This is a genomic window from Streptomyces sp. GL_148, assembly GCF_057834205.1.
This window is the reverse complement of record NZ_CM174396.1, coordinates 7,341,930-7,362,050: the sequence shown is the minus strand read 5'-3', so window position 1 is coordinate 7,362,050 and position 20,121 is coordinate 7,341,930. Positions and strand designations below refer to the sequence as shown.

Genomic DNA, 20,121 nt, shown 5'->3' with positions numbered 1-20,121 from the left:
GCCCTACGCGGTGGCTTCGCGCAGGGCCCGCCGGCACAGGGAGTCGGCGCGGCGGGTGGTCTCCGGGATTCGGAAGCGGGGGCTCAGGGCCAGGGCGTGCGCGCAGGCGTTGTCCAGGGAGACCCGGTGGCCCACCGATACGTACACGGGCTTGATCCCGTCCTGCGTGCGCAGCGCCCGCCCGACGATCTCGCCGTCGGGTGCGCGGAGCGGGGAGAGGTCCCCGCGCCGGGCGCCCGGTTCCTCGTAGGTGAAGGTGAACGGGTTCTTCGCGACCCCGATGGCGGGCAGCCCGGTGACCACCCCGAGGTGGCAGGCGAGCCCGAAGCGGCGCGGGTGGGCCAGCCCGTAGCCGTCGCAGACGACCAGGCCGGGCGTGACCGTCAGTGCCTCCAGCGCGGCGAGCACGGTGGGCAGTTCACGGAAGGCGAGCAGGCCGGGTACGTAGGGGAAGCTGACGCGGCCGACGGAGGTGGCCTCCTCGACGACCCGCAGGGTGGCGGCGTCGAGGACGACGGCCGCGGCCGCCACGAGGTCGCGTTCGTCGTCGTAGGCCACGTCCACACCTGCGATCAGCCCTTCGCCGGGCGGGGGTCCGGTTTCGGCCAGGACGACCCGGTCGCGCAGTTCGTCCTGTATCGCCTTGGCCTCGGCCTCGTCGGCGGGGCTCTTCGCACTCGTCATAGTGGTGCGAGAGTAGCCTGGCGATCATGTTCGTCATGGAGCTCACCTACACCGCGCCCGTCGAAGCCGTCGAAGAGGAGATGGACGCGCACATCGCCTGGCTGGACGGCTACTACGCCGCCGGCATCTTCCTCGCCTCGGGCCGCAAGGTCCCGCGCGACGGGGGCGTGATCCTGGCCGGCGGGATCTCCCGCGCGGAGATCGAGAAGATCGCGGCCGAGGACCCCTTCACGATGGCGGGCGTCTGCGCCTACCGCATCACCGAGTTCATCGCGACGAAGACGTCCGCGGACCTGGCGACGGTACGGGAGAGCCCGGCGGTGTAGCGGGGCGCGGACGGGTCGCCGGCGGGTGGTCCGAAGCGCGCTTTGGGCCTGTGGAGTGAGCGGGAACCGGCCGTACTGCGAGCGCTCCGGGACCTGCGGACAGGTCCCGGATGCCCGCGCCGCCCGTCACCCTGTGCGATCACACAGGCGTGTTCAGGCCATTCGGTGACACAGCTCACTCCAGGTCGCGTGCACGGATTCGCCGATTCGCGCGTCTATCCCGTTGCCGGGCCCCCACCCCGCGGTCCGGCACGAGATCCGCCGCAAGGGAGCGAGCCTTGATCACTGTCATCGAGCAGGCCGTGCAGGCCCGACTGGTCGCCACCGCGCCGAAGGTCGACACCGTACCGGTCACGTTCTGCTACGACCGGTCGGATCCCTTCGCCGTCCGGATGGCCTTCCCCGCTCCCGCGACGCTGGAGGGCATCGAGGTCTCGTGGACGTTCTCCCGCGAGCTGCTGGAGTCCGGGCTGCGCCGCCCCTCCGGCTGCGGGGACGTGCGCGTGCGCCCGTACGACGCCGAGCGGACCACCGTGGAGTTCCACGCCCCCGAGGGGGTCGCGATCGTGCTGATGGTGACGGCGGAGCTGCAGCGCTTCCTGGAGCGGGCCTCCACGATCGTGCCGCCCGGCCTGGAACACCTGTACCTCGACATGGACCAGAGCCTCGCCGAGCTGATGCGCGGCTCCCGCTGACCCGCTTAATTCGTTTGCCGGCGGCTCCGGCCGCCCCGTAGCTTCGTAGACGCCCCATCGCCGTCGAAACGGAGCAGGACGTTGTTCCTCTGAGGTCCGAGACACCGACCACCGCCCTCACCCGCGGTTCCCCGTGTCTCCCCCGCGTTGCACTCACCACTCACGCAACCTGGAGGCCTCCATGAGTCCTGCTCCCACTTTCATCACCTGCTCCGACCTGTCCTTCGACTGGCCCGACGGGACACCCGTCTTCGAGGGGTTCCAGTTGACCGTCGGCCCCGGCCGTACCGGCCTGATCGGGCGCAACGGCTGCGGGAAGTCCACCCTGCTGAAGCTCATCTCAGGAGAACTGACCCCGCGCGACGGCCAGTTGGCCGTATCCGGCACGGTCGGCCAGCTCCCGCAGACCGTCACCTTCGACACCGCCCTACGGGTCGACGAGGCCCTCGGCGTCCACACCGCACGGGCCGCCCTGCACGCCATCGAGGCGGGCGAGGCGACCGAGGCGAACTTCACGGCGGTCGGCGACGACTGGGACGTGGAGGAGCGGGCCCTCGCCACGCTCGACCAGCTCGGGCTCGGCCGTATCGGCCTGGACCGCACCATCGGCGAACTGTCGGGCGGGGAGTGCGTGTTGCTCCGGCTGGCGGCTCTGCTGCTGAGCCGTCCGGACGTCCTGCTGCTGGACGAGCCCACCAACAACCTCGACCTGCGGGCCCGGCGCCGGCTGTACGCGGCCGTCGAATCCTGGTCCGGGGTGATGCTCCTGGTCAGCCACGACCGGGAACTGCTGGACCGGGTCGACCAGATCGCCGACCTGCGCGAAGGCGAAATCCGCTGGTACGGCGGCAACTTCACGGACTACGAGGAGATGCTTGCGGCCGAGCAGGAGGCGGCCGAGCGGATGGTCCGGGTCGCGGAGGGCGACGTACAGCGCCAGAAGCGCGAGCTGGCACAGGCGCACGCCAAACTGGCCCGGCGCAAGCGGTACGGCCAGAAGATGTTCGACACCAAGCGCGAGCCGAAGATCGTCATGGGTGCCCGCAAGCGTGCGGCGCAGGAGTCGGCGGGCAAGCACCGCATCATGCACACCGAGAAGCTGGCGGAGGCCGAGGAACGCCTCGACCAGGCGGAGCTGGCGGTACGCGAAGACGCCGAGATCCGGATCAAACTGCCCGCCACCCAGGTCCCGCCGGGCCGCCGCGTGTTCACCCTGAGCGGGTTGCACCCGGCGCACGGCGCCGCGATCCCGGGCGAGTGGGAGCTTCGCGGTCCGGAGCGGATCGCACTGGTGGGGGCCAACGGCTCGGGCAAGACCACCCTGCTGCGCACGATCGCGGGGGAACTGGCCCCTTTGTCGGGGGAGTCGGTGACCCATGTCCCGGCCCGGTTCCTGCCGCAGCGGCTCGACGTACTGGACGACGAGCGCTCGGTCGTGGAGAACGTGGCGCGGTTCGCCCCGCACGCGACGAACAACCTGATCCGGGCGCGGCTCGCACACTTCCTGTTCCGGGGTGCGCGGGCGGACCGGCCGGCCGGCACGCTGTCGGGCGGCGAGCGGTTCCGGGCGACGCTGGCGGCGCTGCTGCTCGCGGAGCCGGCCCCGCAGCTGCTCATGCTGGACGAGCCGACGAACAACCTGGACCTGGGATCCGTACGGCAGTTGACCGATGCCCTGGATTCCTACGAAGGGGCGCTCGTGGTGGCGAGCCATGACGTGCCGTTCCTGGAATCGATCGGCGTCACGCGGTGGCTGCTGCTCGACGACGGGCTGCGGCCGACGACGGCCGAGGAGGTCCACCGGTCGCTGTGGACGGGTGACGAGTGACGGGCTACGAGTGACGGGGGACGCGCACGGGCGTCGGGCCCGGGCGGTCCGAACGGGCGGTCTGAACGGGTGGTCCGAAAGGGTGGTCCGAACGGAGGGCGTGCGCTAACGCGGCATGGGCAGTAACGCCCAGGACTTGGTGCCCCCCATCGGGGTGAGCACCGGGGTGAGCCCCCAGTCCCCGCCGCAGGATTCCACCACCGCCGCGAGCAGCCACATCCCGCGGCTGCGCCGGCGCCGGCACTCCTCGCTCGCCTCGGGCGAGGAGTGCGCCGGGTGCTGGTCGAAGACGACGATCCGCAGCGCGTCGAACTGCCAGCGGACTTTGAGCACCATCTCCTTGTCGGGCGTGAACCGGTGGGCGCAGGCCACGAGTTCGGAGGCGGCGAGGGCCGCGGTGTCGCACAGGTCGGCCAGTCCGTGCCGGTCGAGCAGGGACCGCAGGGCGCCACGGGCGCTGCCCGCACAGTGGGCGCCGCCCGGCAGGCCTATGGAGTAGCTCAGTTTCTCCGCCGCCGGCGGGGCCTGGCGGAACTCGTGGACCGACCGCAGGCCACGGAGAGTGCCCGTCATCGTGCTGCTCCAAGGTTCTGAGGTGCTGAATGCGTGGATGGCCGTGTGGTCATACAAGAGCTGGTGGTCGCCCCGTGTGAGACTTGCGCTACCGACCGTAGCGCAACGCGGTGCACAGTGCTACTACTTGTACGACCACTTGATGCTTTCTCATGGTATTTCCGGACTCGCGAGGCACTCCCGCATGCCCCCGACCGGAGGAGAGGGGACCCGTGCCACCGAGGAGTACGCCGACCGCGCGCCAGCAGCGCCTGGGCTCCGAGCTGCGCAAACTCCGCGAGCAGTCGGGCATGTCGGTTCAGCAGGCGGCGGCGCTCATGGGGGTGGACCGCACCCGGATCCCCAACATCGAATCCGGCCGGATCGCGATCGGCGCCGAGCGTGTCCGCACCCTCGCCTTCAACTACGACTGCCCCGACACGGGGCTGGTCGACCTGCTCGCCTCGATGGCCCAGGAGCGCGACAAGGGGTGGTGGGAGCAGCACCGGGGAATGCTGCCGCCCGCCCTCCTGGACATCTGCGAACTGGAGCACCACTCCGTCGCGTTGCACACCGCCGTGACCACGCACATACCGGGGCTGCTGCAGACCGAAGCGCACGCGCGGGCCGTCTTCGACACCGCCGACCCGCCCCTGCCCGAACCGGACCTGCAGGCGCGGCTCGCCCTGCGGATGCACCGCCAGCAGGTGTTCGCGCGCGAGGCACCGCCGTTGTACGAGGCGGTCGTGCACGAGGCGGCCCTGCGCATGCAGTTCGGCGGTCCGAAGGTGGCACGGGCGCAACTCGAACACATCCTGGAGCAGTCGGAGCGCGCGCGTACGACCGTGCGCGTGATTCCGTTCACCGCCGGCGGGTTCCCCGGCGCCGGCCAGTCCTTCACGTACGCGGCCGCCACGATCAGCGAGCTGGACACCGTACAGCTGGACAGTTCGCACGGCTCGATGTTGCTGGATTCGCAGATGAAGCTGCTCCGCTACCGGGGTCTGCTGGAGCGGCTGCGCTCCCTGGCGCTGCCGGCCCGCGACTCCCGCGATTTCATCCGCGCCATCGCACAGACCCTCTGACCGGGCCGAACGGCCGACCGGCTGACTGACCACCGAGCCGGATCCGACGAGGAGACGAGAGAACGACATGGGCACGACGACCACGACCGCGGCCACACCGGCGACCCCGTCGGCAACGGCCGGCATCGCCTGGGACGAGGCATTCTGCAGCGAGGGAGCGAACTGTTTCCGCTTCGGGCGGGACGCCGAGGGGAAGGCGTACATCGGAACCACCGAGTCCGCCGCCTACGTCACCGACTCGATCGACGCGCTCCGTGCGCTGATCTCGGCCGTCAAGGCGGGAGCCGCGGACCACCTACTCGCGTGACTTTGGCCCCTTCAAGCCACGCCACGCCCCCTTCAAACTGCGTAAATAACGGGATGTAACCGGACAGAGGTATCCCTGGGGCTTGGCTGGTCTTGATGTCGCGCTTAACCTACGACTCCGTAGGCTACGGAACCGTAGGTAATTCGCTTTGCACTCAGGAGTACCCGTGACGATCACCTCTCCCCACCTCGGCAGCTCGGAGGCGTGGACGGACGCCAAGCTGCTGTTCGCGCTGGAAGAGGTGGTCGAGAAGGAACTCAACCGCCATCTGACGGTCACCAAGGACTGGATGCCCCACGAGTACGTCCCGTGGAGCGACGGCCGGAACTTCCCCGGTTTCTTCGAGGACGGCGAAGCCTGGGACCCGGCGCAGTCGAAGGTCACCGAGATCGGCAAGATCGCGCTCGTCGTGAACCTGCTGACCGAGGACAACCTCCCCAGCTACCACCACGAGATCGCCTCCCTTTTCGGCCGCAACGGCGCCTGGGGCACGTGGGTGCACCGCTGGACCGCCGAGGAGGGCCGCCACGGCATCGTGATGCGCGACTACCTGCTGGCCTCGCGCGCCGTGGACCCGGACAAGCTCGAAGCATTCCGGATGCAGCACATGTCGGAGGGGTTCGAGTCCGACAACCGCCACTCGATGCTGCACTCCGTGGCGTACGTGGCCTTCCAGGAGCTCGCGACCCGCATCTCGCACCGCAACACCGGCCACCAGTCCGGTGACCCGGTCTGCGACCGCATGCTGGCCCGCATCGCGCAGGACGAGAACCTGCACATGATCTTCTACCGCAACCTGCTGGGCGCGGCCTTCGAGCTCGCCCCGGACCTGACGATGCAGGCCGTACGGGACGTCGTGGTCGACTTCCGGATGCCGGGACACGGCATGCCCGGCTTCGAGCGGATGGCCGCGCAGATGGCGATCGGCGGGGTCTACAACCTGCGGATCCACCACGACGACGTACTGAGCCCCGTGATCCGCTTCCTGAAGATCATGGACATCGACGGTCTCGGCCCGGACGGGCAGAAGGCCCAGGAGGAGCTCGGTCTCTTCATGAACGGCCTGGACTCCGAGGCCCGCAAGTTCGACGAGCGGCTGGCCGCGCGCGCGGCGCGCATCGCGGCCCGCAAGGCCTGATCCGGCCCCTGCGCCACGACCTGACCTGTTTCCGCTCGCTCGGGCGGGTGACGACGATTGCCCTGGCAGAGCCCCGCTCTGCCAGGGTTTCGCGTCATGACCGCCATGACGCCGCTCCAGGTCGAGATCGACCAGCTGGCCCGCCTCACCAACGCCCTGGACACCTCGCTGACCGCCCTGCGCGAGGCCCGGCGGGAGCTGGACCACGTACGGGCCGACCAGTTGGGCACGGCGGACCTCGACGCGGCGTGCGACGGCTTCCAGGAGAGATGGGGCCACGGCACCAAGGAGCTCGCCGGGCGGATCAAGGCCGTACGCGAAGGCGTGCGCCGTAGCGCCGCCGGGTACGCGGAGCTCGACGAGGCCATCCGCGCGGCCTTCCGGCAGGCGGCGACCGCCCGTGGCTGACTCCCCGGCCGCCGATTACTCCGCGCTCGGCTTCGACCCGGCCCCGGGGAGCCCGCCCGCGGTCCTGGCCCTGGCGAAGAAGCTCCGCTCCTCGGCGGACAGCCTCGCCGAGACCTCCCGCGTCGTCGACGCCCTGGTCTCCCACAGCTCGGCCTGGCAGGGCGAGGCCGCCACCGCCTTCCGCGCCTCGCTGTCGCGGGAGCTCCCCCGCCATCTGCACGCGGCCCACACCTCGCTGGCGGAGGCCGCGCGCCGGCTGGCCGACTGGCACGACACCCTGGCCGCCCACCGCGCCCTGGCCTCCCGCTACGCCTCCCAGGCCGCCGCGGCCACCACCGACGCGGCCCTCACCGACGCCCGCCGGATGGCCGGTGAGCTGGCCTCGGAGCACTCTGCGGCGGCCCGCCGGGTGGCGGACACGCTGACCGCGACGGCCGAGCGGCTGGCGCCGAAGGAGCCCGGGGTGCTGGAGTCGGTCTGGAACAAGATCGTCGACAATCCGGCGGACGCCCTCTCGAACGCGGCGGCCATTTTGGGAGCCGCCGGTGCGGCCGTCGCCCTCTTCTTCCCGCCGGCCGGGATGGCGGTCATGCTGGTCGCCGGCGGGCTCTCGCTGGCCGCCCTGACCGCGCACCTCGCGGATCCCGGCTTCCGCAAGCCGCTGGCCGAGGGTTTCACCCGGGGCAAGTTCGACGCCGCGTTCTGGAAGAACAGCGTGACGCTGCTCGGCGACGGCCTCGGCGCCGTCCCGGGCGTGGCCGCCGTCGCCTCGGGCGCGAGGGCCGGTACGGTCGCCGCCCGCGCGGCCATGGCGGTCCCGGAGGCCGGCGCCCTGGCGGGCGTCTCACCGGGCGCGGGGGCGTTCGCCCGCACGACGTGGAACACGGCGGACGAACTGCGGAAGGTGGAGAGCCCGCTCGCCTCGTGGGCCCTGCGGTCGTCGACTCCCGAGGTCAGGGAGCGGGTGGGGGTGGCCGTGGCCGGCACCGGAGCGGCCACGGCCGCCGCCGACTACACCGGCGACGACGAGACCGTCGACCGCGGGTCCACGGCGGTGGACGGCGCCCGTGTCGCCGTGGAGGACGGTCCGTCCACGGTCGCGAGGTCGGCCCGGCTCTGGACGCTGGTGCAGCCGTGACGAACCACTGCGTCCCACCGGTCTGGTTCCGGCTGCCGCCCGGGTTCCACGACATCGGCCCCGAGGACCGGGACGCCCTGGAGGAGGTCGCCGAAGCCCTGGGGAGCCTGGGCTCCAGCGACGGCGACAGGGACGGTGCGGGTGCGTCTGCCGGAACCGGAACCGGCGCGGGGTCGCAGCTCGGCCGGCTGATGGACTGCCTCGACGAACTCGCCGGTCAGCCCGGACTGCACCTGGTCCACACCTCGGTCGGCCTCCACCCCGAGGGTCCGGAGACGGTGTCCACCTCGCTGTTCTCCCTCGCCGTCCGGCGCACCGAAGACGCCGGCGCCGGGGCCGGCGTGGCACGGGTGGCCCTGGCCCTGGCCCGGTCCGCCTTCGGGAGCGGCGGGGCGCGCCGGTTCCTCGACCTGGCCTCGGGCCTCTCGTGCGCCCTGGTCTCCGGGCTCCTCCCCGTCTCCGGCACCGAACCGGGGCTGTTCCAGGCCAGGGCCGTCACGACGCATCCCGACGGACGCCACCTGCTGCTGCTCGACCTCACCAGCGCGGCCACCGAGCACGCCGATGCCTACACCGCCATCCTGGAGGCGGTCGCGCACACCATCGCCTTCGCCGATCCCGGGCCCCGGCCGCCCGGGCCGCCGGGTGGCGGCGCCGGGACCTCGCGGATCCTGGAGCTGCTGGGGTGACGCCGCCGCCCGGCCGGGGGCCGCGCGGGAAGGCCGACGGGCGGTCAGGGTCAGGGGCGTCGGCGCAGCGCCTGGCGTTCGGCTTCGGACAGGCCGCCCCAGACGCCGAAGCGTTCGTCGTTGGCCATGGCGTAGTCCAGGCAGGGCTTGCGGCCCTCGCAGGCCCCGCACAGCCGCTTCGCGTCGCGCAGTGAGGAGCCGGGCTCCGGGAAGAAGAAGCCCGGGCCCGTCTGCGCGCAGAGGGCGAGCTCGTACCAGGCCGGGACGGCGGTGACGGTATCGGTATCGGTGGTGTTCATCGACATGCCGCAGAGCCTGTCCGGGGGCGATGGACGTCCGATCAACGCCTGATCAACAGCCACAGAGTGAACGATCGTGCGTGCGATGACTTCGGTACCATGGCGGCATGGCAGACGGACGCGTGGAGCGCGGGAACCAGACGCGGCGGACGGTCCTGGAACGGACGATGAGCATCGCCTCGGTGGACGGCCTGGAAGGGCTGTCCCTGGGAAAGATCGCCACGGATCTGGGGCTGAGCAAGAGCGGCGTGTTCGCCCTCTTCGGTTCCAAGGAGGAGCTGCAGCTCGCCACCGTGCAGGCCGCCCGGTCCGTCTTCGTCGAGCAGGTCGTGCGGCCCGTACGGGACGAGCCCGCCGGGCTCGCCAAGGTGTGGCGGCTGTGCGAGAGCTGGCTCGACTACTCCGGCCGCCGCGTCTTCCCCGGCGGCTGCTTCTTCTACTCCGCCTCCGCCGAGTTCGATTCGCGTCCGGGGCCCGTCCACGACGAGATCGCCAAGATCCGCGGCGACTGGACGCGCTACATCGAGCGGCTGCTCGACGAGGCCCGGCTGACGGGCGGGTTCCGCGAGCCGGCCGGCGCCGAGGACGTGGAGCAGCTCGCCTTCGAGATCATGGCGATGATGGAGCTGGCCAACGCGCACTCCGTGCTGCACGAGGACACCACGGCCTACGACCGGGCCGCACGGGGCATCCTCTCCCGGCTGCGCGCGGCGACGGCCGCCCCGGAGGAACTCCCGGAGCGGCCGCCCGTATGCGCGTTCCCGGTCGCCGGCTTCTCCGCCGACGACGCCCCGGCCGTCAGCCTCCCGGCCGCGTCGGCTTCGCCGGACCGCTGAGCCACATCGAGCCGCCCACGACGGCCGCGCCCAGCGCGGCGACCGCGGTCAGCAGGAAGACTCCGCGCCAGTGGTCCCCCGTACCGGACCCGGTGAGCAGGGCCGCCGTGCCGGCGACGCCGAGCGCACCGCCGAGTTGGCGGGCCGTCATCAGCAGGCCGGTACCGGCCGCGAAGCGCTGCGGCGGGAGGCCGGCCGAGGCCGTCGTGGACAGCGCGGTCACCACGACCCCGATGCCGAGGCCGCCGAGGAGGCCTGCGGGCAGGAAGATCTGGGCGTACGAGGTGGACTCCCCGGCCCAGCCCCACAGCAGCAGGGCGTTGGCGGCGAAGAGCAGCGATCCGACGGTGACGGCGGCCCCTTGGAGGCGGGCGGGGACCCGGCGGCCGACGAAGAGTGCACCGGCCATGGCGAGGACGGCGCCCGGTGTGACGCCGAAGCCCGCTTGCAGGACGGAGTAGTTCCAGCGCTCGATGAGGTAGGACGGCCCGGTCAGCAGCCACGCGTACATGGCGGCGCCGAAGAGCAGGGCTCCGATGTTGGCGCGGGCGAACAGCGGGTCGCGCCACAGGTCCCGGTCGACGGCCGGGGCGGGATGGCTGCGCGAGCGGCGCAGGGCGAGGGTGCCCGCCAGGGCGCCGCCGATGACCAGGGCGAGCACCTTCGGGTCGGTCCAGCCCCACTCCGCGCCCTGGGAGAGCCCGGCCACCACTCCTGCGATGCCGAGGGCGAGGGCCGTCGTACCGACGGGGTCGGGGAGCCGGCGTCCGGTGCGGGGCTCGCGGGGGATGACGCGGGCGGCGGCCCAGCAGACGGCCAGGCCGAGCGGGACGTTGATGAGGAAGATCGCACGCCAGTCCCACCACTCGACGAGCACTCCGCCGATGCTCGGGCCGACGGCGGCGGCCAGTCCGCCCGCCGCCGACCAGGCGCCGAGGGCGGCGGCGCGGCGGGCGGGCGGCGTGTGGGCGAGTACGAGTCCCAGCGCGGCGGGGATCATCCCGGCGGCGGCCGCTCCCTGGAGGGCGCGGGCCAGGATGAGCAGCTCGGCGGTGGGGGCCGCGCTGGCGGCGAGCGAGGTCAGGGTGAAGGCGAGGGCCGAGCCGAGGAACAGGGCGCGGCGGCCCAGAGTGTCCGCGAGCCGGCCGGCCGCGGCGAGCAGGGCGGCGAACAGTACGGCGTAGGCGCTGACGACCCAGGTCAGGCGGGCCAGCGACACCTCGGGGAAGGCCCGGCGCAGGTCGGGGAAGGCGACGTTCACGACGGTGGCGTCGAGGAAGGCGAGGAAGGTGACGGCACTGGCCAGTGCAAGCACCCGCCCAGCCCCGGGTCCGCCCTCGGCCCGTTGCCACCCGGAATCGGGCGCGGCGGCTGGCTCGGGCACGGTGACCGGCTCTGGCACGGTGACCGGCTCGGGATGGGTGGAGGTCATCGGGTGGCTCCCATGGTCTCGGCCGGGCTCGCCGCACGGGTCTGCGACGGGGTCGTGCTCAGGAACTCGACGGTGGTCGCGATGACGTGTGGGTCGAGGAGGATGCGGCGGTGGCCCAGTCCGCTCGTCTCGATCAGACGGGCCCGCTCCCCGTAGGCCGCCGCGAGGGCGCGGGACTGGCCGGGCGCCGCGGTGTCATCGTCCACGTCGTGCACGAGCAGGATCTGCGAGGGGATCTCCTCGGGGTGGCGCCGCGCGTCGAAGCGGGGCCAGATGTCGGGCTCGGCCGGGAAGAGCCGCCGCTGGATGTGGCGCCGCAGGGCGTCCTCGACGGCCTGGTTCAGGCCCAGCATCGCGCGGAACCGCGCGGCGAGGAAGTCGAAGTCGGCGATGGCGCCGATGCCGACGATCCGGTCGGCCCGGATCCCGTCCCGCAGCGCGAAGAAGGTGGCCACCACCCCGAAGGAGTGGGCCAGGACGTCCGAGAACTCCCCGTACTGTGCGTGCAGTCGGCGGATGATCTCGCGCTGCCGCAGGATGGTGGTGGCCCGGCCGCCGGACGCGCCGTGACCGGGCGCGTCGAAGGAGACCACGGTCCGGCCCTCGGCCAGCAGTGCCTCGACGAACCCGGCGAAGCGCGAGGCCCGCGAGGTCCAGCCGTGCACGATGAGAACCGGCCGGTCGCCGTCGCCCCAGCGGTACGTGGTCACGGGTATCCCGTCCACGACGAGCCGGCCCGTCACGGCCCGGGCCATGACCTCCGCTTCGCCGGGTTTCACCTTCGGCCGGCCGAGCGGCCGCACGAACAGCGCGAACGCCACCCGCCCGACCGGGCCCGGGGCGATCCGGGCGGTGATGTTGAGGGTCGTGCTGAGGAGTGAAGCCATGGGGTGCATGCCCGGTTCTCCGGATCTCCTCAGAGTGGCCAGACTGCGCTGGCGGGTCAGGATGTTGAGGAGATATTAGCACGATCGTTCGTGTTTTTATTGGGAGAGAGGGCGTCGTCGGCGGAGAGGCCGGCGCGTCAGTCCTCGTGCTTCGCGCGGCTCGGCTGCACCCGCTTGGGCTCGCCCGGCATCTTCGGATAGTCCGGCGGGTACGGCATGTCGCCGAGGCCGTGGTCGTGTTCGTGACGGTCCGCCAGTTCCAGCGCCGCGTCCAGGGCGAAGGCGTGCTCGTCCATGTCCGCGTGCAGATCGCCCAGTTCCGCGAAGCGGGCCGGCATCGTCACGATGTCGAAGTCACGCGGCTCCGCTTGGTCCAGCTCGTCCCAGCGCAGCGGAGCGGAGACCGGGGCGTGCGGGCGCGGACGGATGGAGTAGGCCGAGGCGATGGTGCGATCACGCGCCGTCTGGTTGTAGTCGACGAAGATCCGCTCGCCGCGCTCCTCCTTCCACCAGGCGGTGGTGACCTTCCCCGGCATCCGGCGCTCCAGGTCCCGGCCGATCGCGATGGCGCACCGGCGGACCTCCGTGAAGGTCCAGCGCGGCGCGATCGGCACGAACACGTGCAGGCCCCGGCCGCCCGAGGTCTTGGGCCAGCCGCGCAGGCCCAACTCCTCCAGCAGTCCGCGCAGTTCGTGGGCGACCGCGACCGCGTGGTGGTAGTCGGTGCCCGGCTGCGGGTCCAGGTCGATGCGCAGCTCGTCGGGACGGTCGGTGTCGTCCCGACGGACCGGCCAGGGGTGGAAGGTGAGGCAGCCCAGGTTGGCGGCCCACAGGACGGCGGCCGGCTCGGTCGGGCAGATCTCGTCGGCGGTGCGGCCGCTCGGGAAGGCGATGTGGGCGGTGGGGATCCAGTCGGGCAGGTTCTTCGGGGCCCGCTTCTGAAAGAAGGACTCGCCCTCCACCCCGTCCGGGAACCGCTCCAGGGTCGTGGGCCGGTTGCGCAGGGCGCGGGTGATCCCGTCCGCCACCGCGAGGTAGTAGGCGGCCACGTCCCCCTTGGTGAGGCCGCGCTCCGGGAAGTACACCTTGTCCGGGCTGGACAGCCGGACGACCCGGCCGCCCGCCTCCAGCTCGATCGCTTTGCCCGCTGCACCCATGTGCGCCACGGTAGGCGGACCCGCGCGGCCCCGCACACCGAGCGCGCCCGGGCGTACCACCCCAGAATCGGAGACATGGATCTGCCGGTCATGCCACCCGTGAAGCCGATGCTCGCCAAATCCGTGTCCACGATCCCACCGGGCATGCAGTACGAGGCCAAGTGGGACGGCTTCCGCGCGATCGTCCACCGCGACGGGGACGAGATCGAGCTCGGCAGTCGCACTGGCAAGAGCCTGACCAGATACTTCCCCGAGCTGGTGGAGGCGCTGAAGGCCAATCTGCCCGACCGCTGCGTGGTCGACGGTGAGATCGTCCTCATCCAGGGCAGGCGGCTCGATTTCGACCGGCTCAGCGAGCGGATCCATCCCGCCGCCTCCCGCGTGAAACTGCTCGCCGAGACGACCCCGGCCTCGTTCGTGGCCTTCGATCTGCTCGCGCTGGGCGACGAGGCCCTCCTCGACACACCGCTCGCGGACCGCCGCGCCGCCCTGACCCGCATGCTCTCCACCGCTCGGCCCCCCGTCCACCTCGCGCCCGCGACCACCGACCCCGCACTCGCACGGGAGTGGTTCGAACGATTCGAAGGCGCCGGGCTCGACGGGGTCGTCGCCAAACCCCTCGATCTCCCCTACCGGCCCGATGCCCGCCTCATGTTCAAGATCAAGCACGAGCGTACGGCCGACGTCGTCATCGCGGGTTTCCGTTTCCACAAGAGCGGTCCGATTGTCGGATCGCTGCTCCTGGGGCTGTACGACTCCCACGGCACGCTCCAACACGTGGGCGTCTGCGCCGCCTTCCCGATGAAGCGCCGCGCCGAGCTGATCGACGAACTGGAACCACTCCGGATGCCCGACCCCGAGGGGCACCCGTGGGCCGCCTGGGCCGAGGAGTCCGCCCACGAGAGCGCCCGGCTGCCCGGGGCGCAGAGCCGCTGGACCGGAAAGAAGGACCTGTCCTGGGTACCGTTGCGCCCCGAGTGGGTCTGCGAGGTGGCGTACGACCACATGGAGGGCGACCGGTTCCGGCACACCGCGCAGTTCCGCCGCATGCGGCCGGACCGGGAACCGCGGAGCTGTACGTACGCCCAGCTGGAGGAGGTCGTCGGCTACGACCTCGCCGAGGTGCTGAGCACCAAGGACGTCTAGACACGGCTGGACACGGCCGGCTGACACCGCGTCGGCTATGCCGATGAAGTAGTCGTCCCAGCTGGACCGTTCAGTGCTGGATCTTCAATCTCGCCACTTACCCGATCTCAACGAGTACTCCGTGTGCAACTACGGGGGCACGGCCTAGCGTTCGCGCTCGCGTTGGCCGCGAAGGTCTACACCTTCCGCAAGGTCATCCGCGACACGCCGCCGGGCGACCGTGCGGCCATCATGGAGGCCCACAAGAACATGTGGCAGGTGCGGCGGCGCCGCTGACGCGGTTGGCCGGCCGGCCTGTTCCTCGGTGAACGGGTCGGCCGTTCACACCTCTGCTCGCCCTTGATGACGCGGTGGCCTCCCCTCCCAGGAGGGGAGGGACTTGGAAGCCGGGATCGAAGATCCACCTGATCTGCGATCAGAACGGGCTGCCGCTGTTCCTGGGCATCTCCGGCGCGTGGACAGCATCAGGCAGCAGACTCACCGAATGCCCAGGTGAGCGACCCAGTTCGACGGACGATTCGAGCGGGACATGAGGCGCGGATCTACGCTTCAGGCTCTTGCTCGGCCGTAGGTACCGACCCCAGATCTGGGCCTTGCGGTAGGGGCCGGCCCCGTCGCAGTCGTACTGCGGTGCGTCGAAGGTCACCCAGTACAGCAGCTCGCCGCTGAGCGACTGGGCATGTTCGTTGGGTTCGGGTGCACCCATGGCATCGATCGTTCCCGCAAACTCGACCGACCAAGGACCGTCCCAGTCCTGGTCGCGAACGACCGTGACCCGACTGCCCGGCGCCAGCGCACCCGTCGGCCATGCCTGGTTCAAGGGACGACCGGAGATGTGCTCTATCGCCTGGCGGTCGTCTACGTCCGCAGGAACAGGGCCGGAACTGACTGTCATGCCGCCCACTCTGCCCGCACCACTTCAGGAGTGCCAGAAGATAAAGAACAAGCTTAGAGGTTGTCTCGCGTGGCAGTTTCGCGAGCTTCTTGTATCAGGTTGGGGCGGCGGCCATGGCCGGGCCTCGGCTCTGCCCGTCGTTGCGGACCGTGTACGGGATCTTGAGACCACGAGCAGCCCATGGCAGGCTCATGCCGCATGATCGATGAATTCGCGAAAGCCAGCCTGCACGGGAGGCTGCGGCGGGACCGCAAGGCGCTGCTCTGGAAACTCGACGGCTTGTCCGAATACGACGCCCGCCGGCCTTTGACAGCGACCGGGACCAACCTCCTCGGCCTCGTCAAACACGTGGCCACCGTCGAGGCCAGGTACTTCGGAGAGGTCTTCGACCGCCCTTCCCCGGAAGCGCTGCCCCGGTGGCAGGACTCCAACGGCAGCGATCTGTGGGCGACCGAGGACGAGACCCGCGATCAGATCATCGGGTTCTACCGGCGCACGTGGGAACACTCGGACGCGACGATCAACGAGCTTCCCCTCGACGCCCCCGGCCACGTGCCGTGGTGGGCGGAGGACACGAACCTGTTCGCCATCATGGTCCATGTCCTCGGCGAGTCCATCCGGCATACCGGGCACGCCGATGTCCTGCGCGAGGGCCTCGACGGCCGGACCGGGTTGCGCGCCGAACTCGAGAAGCAGATCGACGAGGAAGCCCGTGCAGCCTACTGCGCGAAGATCGAGCAGGCCGCCAGGTCGGCCGCACCAATCAAGGCTTAGAGGTCTGTGACGAGCGGGCCGTGTTCACGGCAGTGGTGTACGCGCTGACCAGTGGCTATGCCTGGCGGCATCTGCCGACTCCGGTTCCGGCACGCCGCGCGGTTCCGCCGCATGCGGCCGGACCGGGAGCCGTGGAGCTATACGTACGCATAGTTGGAGGAGGGCGTCGGCTACGTCCTCGCCGAGGTGCCGGCGCCGGGGCCGGGGCCGGGGCCGGCCGGCTGATCCGCAGTCCGGGGCCGGACCGCGAGAAGCCCGCGTGGGAGGCCCCGGCCGAAACGCGTGCGGCCGTCCTGGACGTAAGGTCGCAGCCGGGCCGCACCCCGATCCACCAAAGGACGCTCATGAGTACAGGACCCGGCGAAAGCACCGGACGCGCCGTCCCCCGCCCCCACGCCGTCGTCGGAGTCGGTGTGGTCGTGGTCGGCCACGACGGCCGCGTGCTGCTCGGCCAGGCGCACGACGGGCGTTGGGAACTGCCCGGCGGCAAGGTCGACCCCGGGGAGGGCTTCGAGCAGGCCGCCGCCCGCGAACTGGCCGAGGAGACCGCGCTGCGGGCCGCCCCCGAGGACATCCGGATCGTTTCCATCCTGCTCGACGCCGACTCGGGCCTGACCCAGCTGACGGCCGCGGCCGTCACCTCGGCAGCCGAGGGCACCGCCACGGTCACCGAGCCGCACAAGATCGCCCGCTGGTCCTGGTTCGTCCCGGCCGAGATCCCGGCGGCCCTCTACGCCCCGTCCGCGGCGGCCCTGCGCGCCTGGCGGCCCGAACTCACCCGGGCCCTCCCGCACGTGTCCTCGTACGACTACCCCACGCACAGGCTCTAGGCGACCGTCGCCGCCGTTGCCGCGGTGACGGCGACCATCGCCAGCCGCATGTCGCGGATCGCGGTGCGGATGCTCTCGGCCGCCCACTGCCCGTCGGCCAACTCCGCCGTGCGCGCCACTATCTCCTTGCGCGGGGCTCCCGGGAAGGCCAGGGCCTGCAGGCCCGCCGCGTGGATCACCGCGACGAGGCTCGCGGTGCGCTCGTCCGGCTCCGCGCCGTCCTGGACCGCGGAGGCGAGCCGTTCGCGCAGTTCGCGCTCGACCGTGCCGTCGGCCTCCGGGTAGCGCCGCACCGGGAACACCCCGAGCGCCTTGCGCCGCTCCTCCACGACCACGCCGCGCCCGCTCAGCCGCTCCACGGCCGCGCCGATGGCCTTGGCCTGGTCCTTCGTCAGCCACTCGGTGACCCGGCGCCTGCTGCGGCCGCCCATCCAGGCCCGTATCGACTCGGCCCGGCCGTCGAGCAGTTCCTCCCCGGTGGGCGAGGTGTCCACCAGTTCCAGGTACTTGCCCGAGACCCGTACCCGCTCCGCGAGGACCAGTTCGAGCAGGAGGGCGCCCGCCACGGCCCAGCCGACCGACTGCCGCTGCTTCACCGACCCGGATTCGTCGTCCAGCGACAGCAGAGTGATCTCCTCCGCCAGTGTGATCCGCATGCCCGGCACCCCCGCACCCATAGAAATCGTGGAACCCGTCGAACCCTTCTCCCGGACAGACGTCCACGCCCGACCGGAAGTTCCCGGGCGCGCCCGCCCGCCCGCCCTACGGCCGCCCCGCCATCGCCCGCGGCGCGAAGTTCCCGTCGCCCAGGTCCTCCGCCAGCAGCCGTTTCGCGATCGCGTCCGCCGCGGCCCGCAGCTCCGCGCTGCGCGGACGGCCCCGGTCCTTCTCCAGCTGGTCGCCGAGCCACTGGGCCCACGCGGCCGAGATGACGCCCGCCTCCCGCTCCCCCGCCGGGGTCTGCGTGTAGAAGCCGTTCTGCCGCGTCATGTAGCCCTCGTCCACCATCCGTTCGAAGACCGGCAGCAGCACCTCCGGGGGCAGGTGCCGGCGCGAGGCGATGAGCCCCAGGCTCGCGTAGCCGACCGTGCGGGTCATCAGGTCCACCTGCATCACCGCCCACGCACCGGCCATGTCCAGCCGGGTGTCCGAGGAGTTCACGATCCCGCGGGCCGTCTCCGGCCCCATGCTCCGCACCAGCTTGCCGACCGCCAGTTCCAGCAGCTTCGCCGAGTCCCCGGAGGCCGTGGCGGGCGAGCCGAAGCCGTCGCCCATGTCCGTGGAGCCGGCCCGCGCACTGTCGCGCAGCTTGACCTGCTTGAGGAACAGCGCGACGACGAACCCGACCACCGCCACCGGCACGGTCCACAGGAACACCGTGTGCAGGGTCTCCGCGTACGCGTCGATGATCGGCCCGGCCGCTGCCGGATCGAGCCCGTGCACGCCCTGCGGGCTCTGCGCCGCGACGCCCAGCTGCTGCGGGTCCTGCCCGGTGGCGCGCGCCGCCTCCTCCACCCCCTTCGCCAGCGCGGGCTTCAGGGTGTTGGCGTAGATCGTGCCGAAGACGGCGGTCCCGAAGGCGCTGCCGAGGGTACGGAAGAAGGTGACGCCCGAGGTCGCGGTGCCGAGGTCGGCGTAGTCCACGGTGTTCTGTACGGCGATGGTCAGCACTTGCATGCACAGGCCGATGCCGGCGCCGAGGACGAACATGTAGAGGGATTCCAGCCAGGCGTTGGACTGCGGCCCCATCCGCGACAGCAGGTAGAGCCCGACGCCCATCACGGCGCAGCCGACGATCGGGAAGATCCGGTACTGCCCGGTCTTGCTCGTGACGTTGCCGCTGAAGACCGACGCGATCAGCAGGCCGATGACCAGCGGCAGCGTTCGTACTCCGGAGACGGTGGCCGAGTCCCCGTCCACGTACTGCAGGTACGTCGGCAGGAAGATCATCGCGCCGAGCATGGCGAAGCCGACGACGAAGCTGAGGACGGAGCAGACCGAGAAGACGGGGTTGCGGAACAGCCGCATCGGCAGCATCGGCTGCGCGGCACGCATCTCCACCAGGCAGAACAGCGCCAGCGCGACGACGCCGCCCACGAAGAGCCCGACGATGAGCGGCGAGCTCCAGGCGTACTCGTTCCCGCCCAGGCTCGTGGCCAGGATCAGCGCGCTCGCGCCGATCGCGACCATCGCGATGCCCAGGTAGTCGATGACGGGCTTGCCGACCGCGCGCACGGAGGGGATCGTCTTCGCCGCCGCCACCACGACCAGGATGGCGATCGGCACATTGACGTAGAACGCCCAGCGCCAGGTCAGGTGGTCGGTGAAGAGTCCGCCGAGCAGCGGGCCGATCACCGTCGCGACGCCGAAGACGGCGCCGATCGCGCCCTGGTACTTCCCGCGTTCGCGCAGCGGGACCACATCGGCGATGAGGGCCATCGCGGTGACCATCAGCCCGCCGGCGCCGATGCCCTGGAGGCCCCGCCACACGATGAGCAGGGTCATGTTGCTCGCGAGGCCGCACAGGAACGAACCGGTGATGAAGACGATGGCGGAGACCTGGAAGACCAGTTTCCGGCCGAAGAGGTCGCCGAACTTGCCGACGAGCACGGTCGCGACCGTCTCGGTGAGCAGGTACGAGGTCACGACCCAGGACATGTGGTCCCCGCCGCCGAGGTCCGCCACGATCGTGGGCAGCGCCGTGCCCACGATCGTCTGGTCCAGGGCCGCCAGCAGCACGCCGAGCATGATCGTGCCGAACACGATGTTGCGCGAGCGCCGGTCGAGGACCAGGGGTGCCGCGGCGGATATGGCGGGAGCTGCACCTTCGGCTGTGGTCACACCTCGCACTCTCACAGCGCCCCCGCCCGGCCGCATGCGGCGTTAGCCCATCCGGGCCGGGGCGCGACCGCCGTCCGCGCAGGTGGACGGGGTGTCGGACGCGAGGGAACGGGGCGCCGGGAGCAGGGGAACGGCGTGCCGGACGCAGGCGGACGGAGTGCCGGACGCAGCAGA

At 71.4% G+C, this 20,121-nt stretch carries 23 protein-coding genes; 14 read left to right on the top strand and 9 right to left on the bottom strand.

Going from position 1 to position 20,121, the window contains the following annotated elements:
• Positions 1-3 precede the first annotated feature (3 nt).
• Positions 4-684 carry an endonuclease V gene (locus AC3IYI_RS33265; protein ID WP_489407155.1) on the bottom strand — a complete coding sequence of 227 codons (681 nt, stop codon included), beginning with the start codon at positions 682-684 and terminating at the stop codon, positions 4-6.
• 26 nt (positions 685-710) lie between these two features.
• Here AC3IYI_RS33265 and AC3IYI_RS33260 point away from each other — a divergent pair, with 26 nt between their 5' ends.
• The 3 genes from AC3IYI_RS33260 (at position 711) to AC3IYI_RS33250 (ending at position 3,533) form a co-directional block, all read left to right on the top strand.
• Positions 711-1,010 (top strand): YciI family protein, encoded by a 300-nt coding sequence (locus tag AC3IYI_RS33260; protein WP_489407154.1) that lies wholly within the window; start codon positions 711-713, stop codon positions 1,008-1,010.
• A gap of 278 nt (positions 1,011-1,288) precedes the next feature.
• Positions 1,289-1,705 carry a spore wall synthesis regulator SsgD gene (gene ssgD / locus AC3IYI_RS33255; protein WP_489407153.1) on the top strand — a complete coding sequence of 139 codons (417 nt, stop codon included), beginning with the start codon at positions 1,289-1,291 and terminating at the stop codon, positions 1,703-1,705.
• A gap of 181 nt (positions 1,706-1,886) precedes the next feature.
• Complete coding sequence (locus tag AC3IYI_RS33250) at positions 1,887-3,533, top strand: ABC-F family ATP-binding cassette domain-containing protein (RefSeq protein WP_489407152.1); 1,647 nt, start codon at positions 1,887-1,889, stop codon at positions 3,531-3,533.
• 105 nt (positions 3,534-3,638) lie between these two features.
• Here AC3IYI_RS33250 and AC3IYI_RS33245 read toward each other — a convergent pair whose 3' ends face one another.
• Positions 3,639-4,106 (bottom strand): ATP-binding protein, encoded by a 468-nt coding sequence (locus AC3IYI_RS33245; RefSeq protein WP_489407151.1) that lies wholly within the window; start codon positions 4,104-4,106, stop codon positions 3,639-3,641.
• A 212-nt stretch (positions 4,107-4,318) separates the two neighbouring features.
• On the opposite strand from AC3IYI_RS33245, the gene AC3IYI_RS33240 reads away from it, so the two are divergent.
• The 6 genes from AC3IYI_RS33240 to AC3IYI_RS33215 all read left to right on the top strand — a co-directional run bounded on the left by AC3IYI_RS33240 (position 4,319) and on the right by AC3IYI_RS33215 (position 8,850).
• Entirely contained in the window at positions 4,319-5,170 is an 852-nt protein-coding gene (locus tag AC3IYI_RS33240) for a helix-turn-helix domain-containing protein (protein WP_243338965.1), read from the top strand.
• A 67-nt stretch (positions 5,171-5,237) separates the two neighbouring features.
• A complete protein-coding gene (locus AC3IYI_RS33235; protein ID WP_489407150.1) occupies positions 5,238-5,477 on the top strand; it encodes a hypothetical protein in 240 nt (79 codons plus the stop codon).
• Between the two features lie 166 nt (positions 5,478-5,643).
• Positions 5,644-6,615: an acyl-ACP desaturase gene (locus tag AC3IYI_RS33230; RefSeq protein ID WP_489407149.1), complete on the top strand. Its 972-nt coding sequence runs from the start codon at positions 5,644-5,646 to the stop codon at positions 6,613-6,615.
• Between the two features lie 96 nt (positions 6,616-6,711).
• Positions 6,712-7,023, top strand: a complete 312-nt coding sequence (locus AC3IYI_RS33225) for a DUF6317 family protein (RefSeq protein ID WP_489407148.1) — start codon at positions 6,712-6,714, stop codon at positions 7,021-7,023.
• On the top strand, positions 7,016-8,161 hold the full coding sequence (locus tag AC3IYI_RS33220; RefSeq protein WP_489407147.1) for a hypothetical protein: 1,146 nt from the start codon (positions 7,016-7,018) through the stop codon (positions 8,159-8,161). The genes AC3IYI_RS33225 and AC3IYI_RS33220 overlap by 8 nt, the downstream gene beginning before the upstream one ends.
• A complete protein-coding gene (locus tag AC3IYI_RS33215; RefSeq protein WP_489407146.1) occupies positions 8,158-8,850 on the top strand; it encodes a hypothetical protein in 693 nt (230 codons plus the stop codon). The genes AC3IYI_RS33220 and AC3IYI_RS33215 overlap by 4 nt, the downstream gene beginning before the upstream one ends.
• Before the next feature lie 50 nt (positions 8,851-8,900).
• Here AC3IYI_RS33215 and AC3IYI_RS33210 read toward each other — a convergent pair whose 3' ends face one another.
• Positions 8,901-9,155, bottom strand: coding sequence for a WhiB family transcriptional regulator (locus AC3IYI_RS33210; RefSeq protein WP_266903214.1), 255 nt, complete (start codon positions 9,153-9,155; stop codon positions 8,901-8,903).
• A gap of 101 nt (positions 9,156-9,256) precedes the next feature.
• Here AC3IYI_RS33210 and AC3IYI_RS33205 point away from each other — a divergent pair, with 101 nt between their 5' ends.
• Positions 9,257-9,985 (top strand): TetR/AcrR family transcriptional regulator, encoded by a 729-nt coding sequence (locus AC3IYI_RS33205; protein ID WP_489407145.1) that lies wholly within the window; start codon positions 9,257-9,259, stop codon positions 9,983-9,985.
• Here the strand turns inward: AC3IYI_RS33205 and AC3IYI_RS33200 are convergent.
• The 3 genes from AC3IYI_RS33200 to ligD form a co-directional block, all read right to left on the bottom strand.
• Positions 9,948-11,417, bottom strand: coding sequence for a DHA2 family efflux MFS transporter permease subunit (locus tag AC3IYI_RS33200; RefSeq protein WP_489407144.1), 1,470 nt, complete (start codon positions 11,415-11,417; stop codon positions 9,948-9,950). The two genes, AC3IYI_RS33205 and AC3IYI_RS33200, sit on opposite strands and share 38 nt — an antisense overlap.
• Positions 11,414-12,304 carry an alpha/beta hydrolase gene (locus tag AC3IYI_RS33195; protein ID WP_489407143.1) on the bottom strand — a complete coding sequence of 297 codons (891 nt, stop codon included), beginning with the start codon at positions 12,302-12,304 and terminating at the stop codon, positions 11,414-11,416. Before AC3IYI_RS33195 ends, AC3IYI_RS33200 begins: the two co-directional genes overlap by 4 nt.
• Before the next feature lie 137 nt (positions 12,305-12,441).
• Complete coding sequence (gene ligD, locus AC3IYI_RS33190) at positions 12,442-13,461, bottom strand: non-homologous end-joining DNA ligase (protein WP_489407142.1); 1,020 nt, start codon at positions 13,459-13,461, stop codon at positions 12,442-12,444.
• A 75-nt stretch (positions 13,462-13,536) separates the two neighbouring features.
• Here ligD and AC3IYI_RS33185 point away from each other — a divergent pair, with 75 nt between their 5' ends.
• Positions 13,537-14,607, top strand: a complete 1,071-nt coding sequence (locus AC3IYI_RS33185; RefSeq protein ID WP_489407141.1) for an ATP-dependent DNA ligase — start codon at positions 13,537-13,539, stop codon at positions 14,605-14,607.
• A gap of 123 nt (positions 14,608-14,730) precedes the next feature.
• Positions 14,731-14,883 carry a hypothetical protein gene (locus AC3IYI_RS33180; RefSeq protein ID WP_489407140.1) on the top strand — a complete coding sequence of 51 codons (153 nt, stop codon included), beginning with the start codon at positions 14,731-14,733 and terminating at the stop codon, positions 14,881-14,883.
• A gap of 139 nt (positions 14,884-15,022) precedes the next feature.
• On the opposite strand, the gene AC3IYI_RS33175 is transcribed toward AC3IYI_RS33180, so the two are convergent.
• The gene (locus AC3IYI_RS33175) at positions 15,023-15,502 is read right to left on the bottom strand and encodes a hypothetical protein (RefSeq protein WP_489407139.1); all 480 of its coding nucleotides are present in this window, start codon (positions 15,500-15,502) and stop codon (positions 15,023-15,025) included.
• A 198-nt stretch (positions 15,503-15,700) separates the two neighbouring features.
• Between AC3IYI_RS33175 and AC3IYI_RS33170 the strand changes: the two genes are divergently transcribed.
• Both AC3IYI_RS33170 and AC3IYI_RS33165 read left to right on the top strand, forming a co-directional pair.
• Entirely contained in the window at positions 15,701-16,276 is a 576-nt protein-coding gene (locus AC3IYI_RS33170; RefSeq protein WP_489407138.1) for a DinB family protein, read from the top strand.
• 344 nt (positions 16,277-16,620) lie between these two features.
• Positions 16,621-17,106, top strand: a complete 486-nt coding sequence (locus AC3IYI_RS33165) for an NUDIX domain-containing protein (protein WP_489407137.1) — start codon at positions 16,621-16,623, stop codon at positions 17,104-17,106.
• On the opposite strand, the gene AC3IYI_RS33160 is transcribed toward AC3IYI_RS33165, so the two are convergent.
• Positions 17,103-17,762: a GOLPH3/VPS74 family protein gene (locus AC3IYI_RS33160; RefSeq protein ID WP_489407136.1), complete on the bottom strand. Its 660-nt coding sequence runs from the start codon at positions 17,760-17,762 to the stop codon at positions 17,103-17,105. The genes AC3IYI_RS33165 and AC3IYI_RS33160 overlap by 4 nt on opposite strands.
• Before the next feature lie 106 nt (positions 17,763-17,868).
• The gene (locus tag AC3IYI_RS33155; protein WP_489407135.1) at positions 17,869-19,947 is read right to left on the bottom strand and encodes an MDR family MFS transporter; all 2,079 of its coding nucleotides are present in this window, start codon (positions 19,945-19,947) and stop codon (positions 17,869-17,871) included.
• Positions 19,948-20,121: the final 174 nt, after the last annotated feature.

What these genes read in the sequence shown, in the direction of transcription:
- ligD (WP_489407142.1), bottom strand. Translation starts at nt 13,461, where the DNA reads ATGGGTGCAGCGGGCAAAGCGATCGAGCTGGAGGCGGGCGGCCGGGTC.
- AC3IYI_RS33170 (WP_489407138.1), top strand. Translation starts at nt 15,701, where the DNA reads ATGATCGATGAATTCGCGAAAGCCAGCCTGCACGGGAGGCTGCGGCGG.
- AC3IYI_RS33200 (WP_489407144.1), bottom strand. Translation starts at nt 11,417, where the DNA reads ATGACCTCCACCCATCCCGAGCCGGTCACCGTGCCAGAGCCGGTCACC.
- AC3IYI_RS33210 (WP_266903214.1), bottom strand. Translation starts at nt 9,155, where the DNA reads ATGTCGATGAACACCACCGATACCGATACCGTCACCGCCGTCCCGGCC.
- AC3IYI_RS33225 (WP_489407148.1), top strand. Translation starts at nt 6,712, where the DNA reads ATGACCGCCATGACGCCGCTCCAGGTCGAGATCGACCAGCTGGCCCGC.
- AC3IYI_RS33265 (WP_489407155.1), bottom strand. Translation starts at nt 684, where the DNA reads ATGACGAGTGCGAAGAGCCCCGCCGACGAGGCCGAGGCCAAGGCGATA.
- AC3IYI_RS33260 (WP_489407154.1), top strand. Translation starts at nt 711, where the DNA reads ATGTTCGTCATGGAGCTCACCTACACCGCGCCCGTCGAAGCCGTCGAA.
- AC3IYI_RS33165 (WP_489407137.1), top strand. Translation starts at nt 16,621, where the DNA reads ATGAGTACAGGACCCGGCGAAAGCACCGGACGCGCCGTCCCCCGCCCC.
- AC3IYI_RS33195 (WP_489407143.1), bottom strand. Translation starts at nt 12,304, where the DNA reads ATGGCTTCACTCCTCAGCACGACCCTCAACATCACCGCCCGGATCGCC.
- AC3IYI_RS33175 (WP_489407139.1), bottom strand. Translation starts at nt 15,502, where the DNA reads ATGACAGTCAGTTCCGGCCCTGTTCCTGCGGACGTAGACGACCGCCAG.
- AC3IYI_RS33245 (WP_489407151.1), bottom strand. Translation starts at nt 4,106, where the DNA reads ATGACGGGCACTCTCCGTGGCCTGCGGTCGGTCCACGAGTTCCGCCAG.
- AC3IYI_RS33250 (WP_489407152.1), top strand. Translation starts at nt 1,887, where the DNA reads ATGAGTCCTGCTCCCACTTTCATCACCTGCTCCGACCTGTCCTTCGAC.
- AC3IYI_RS33235 (WP_489407150.1), top strand. Translation starts at nt 5,238, where the DNA reads ATGGGCACGACGACCACGACCGCGGCCACACCGGCGACCCCGTCGGCA.
- AC3IYI_RS33205 (WP_489407145.1), top strand. Translation starts at nt 9,257, where the DNA reads ATGGCAGACGGACGCGTGGAGCGCGGGAACCAGACGCGGCGGACGGTC.
- AC3IYI_RS33185 (WP_489407141.1), top strand. Translation starts at nt 13,537, where the DNA reads ATGGATCTGCCGGTCATGCCACCCGTGAAGCCGATGCTCGCCAAATCC.
- AC3IYI_RS33160 (WP_489407136.1), bottom strand. Translation starts at nt 17,762, where the DNA reads ATGCGGATCACACTGGCGGAGGAGATCACTCTGCTGTCGCTGGACGAC.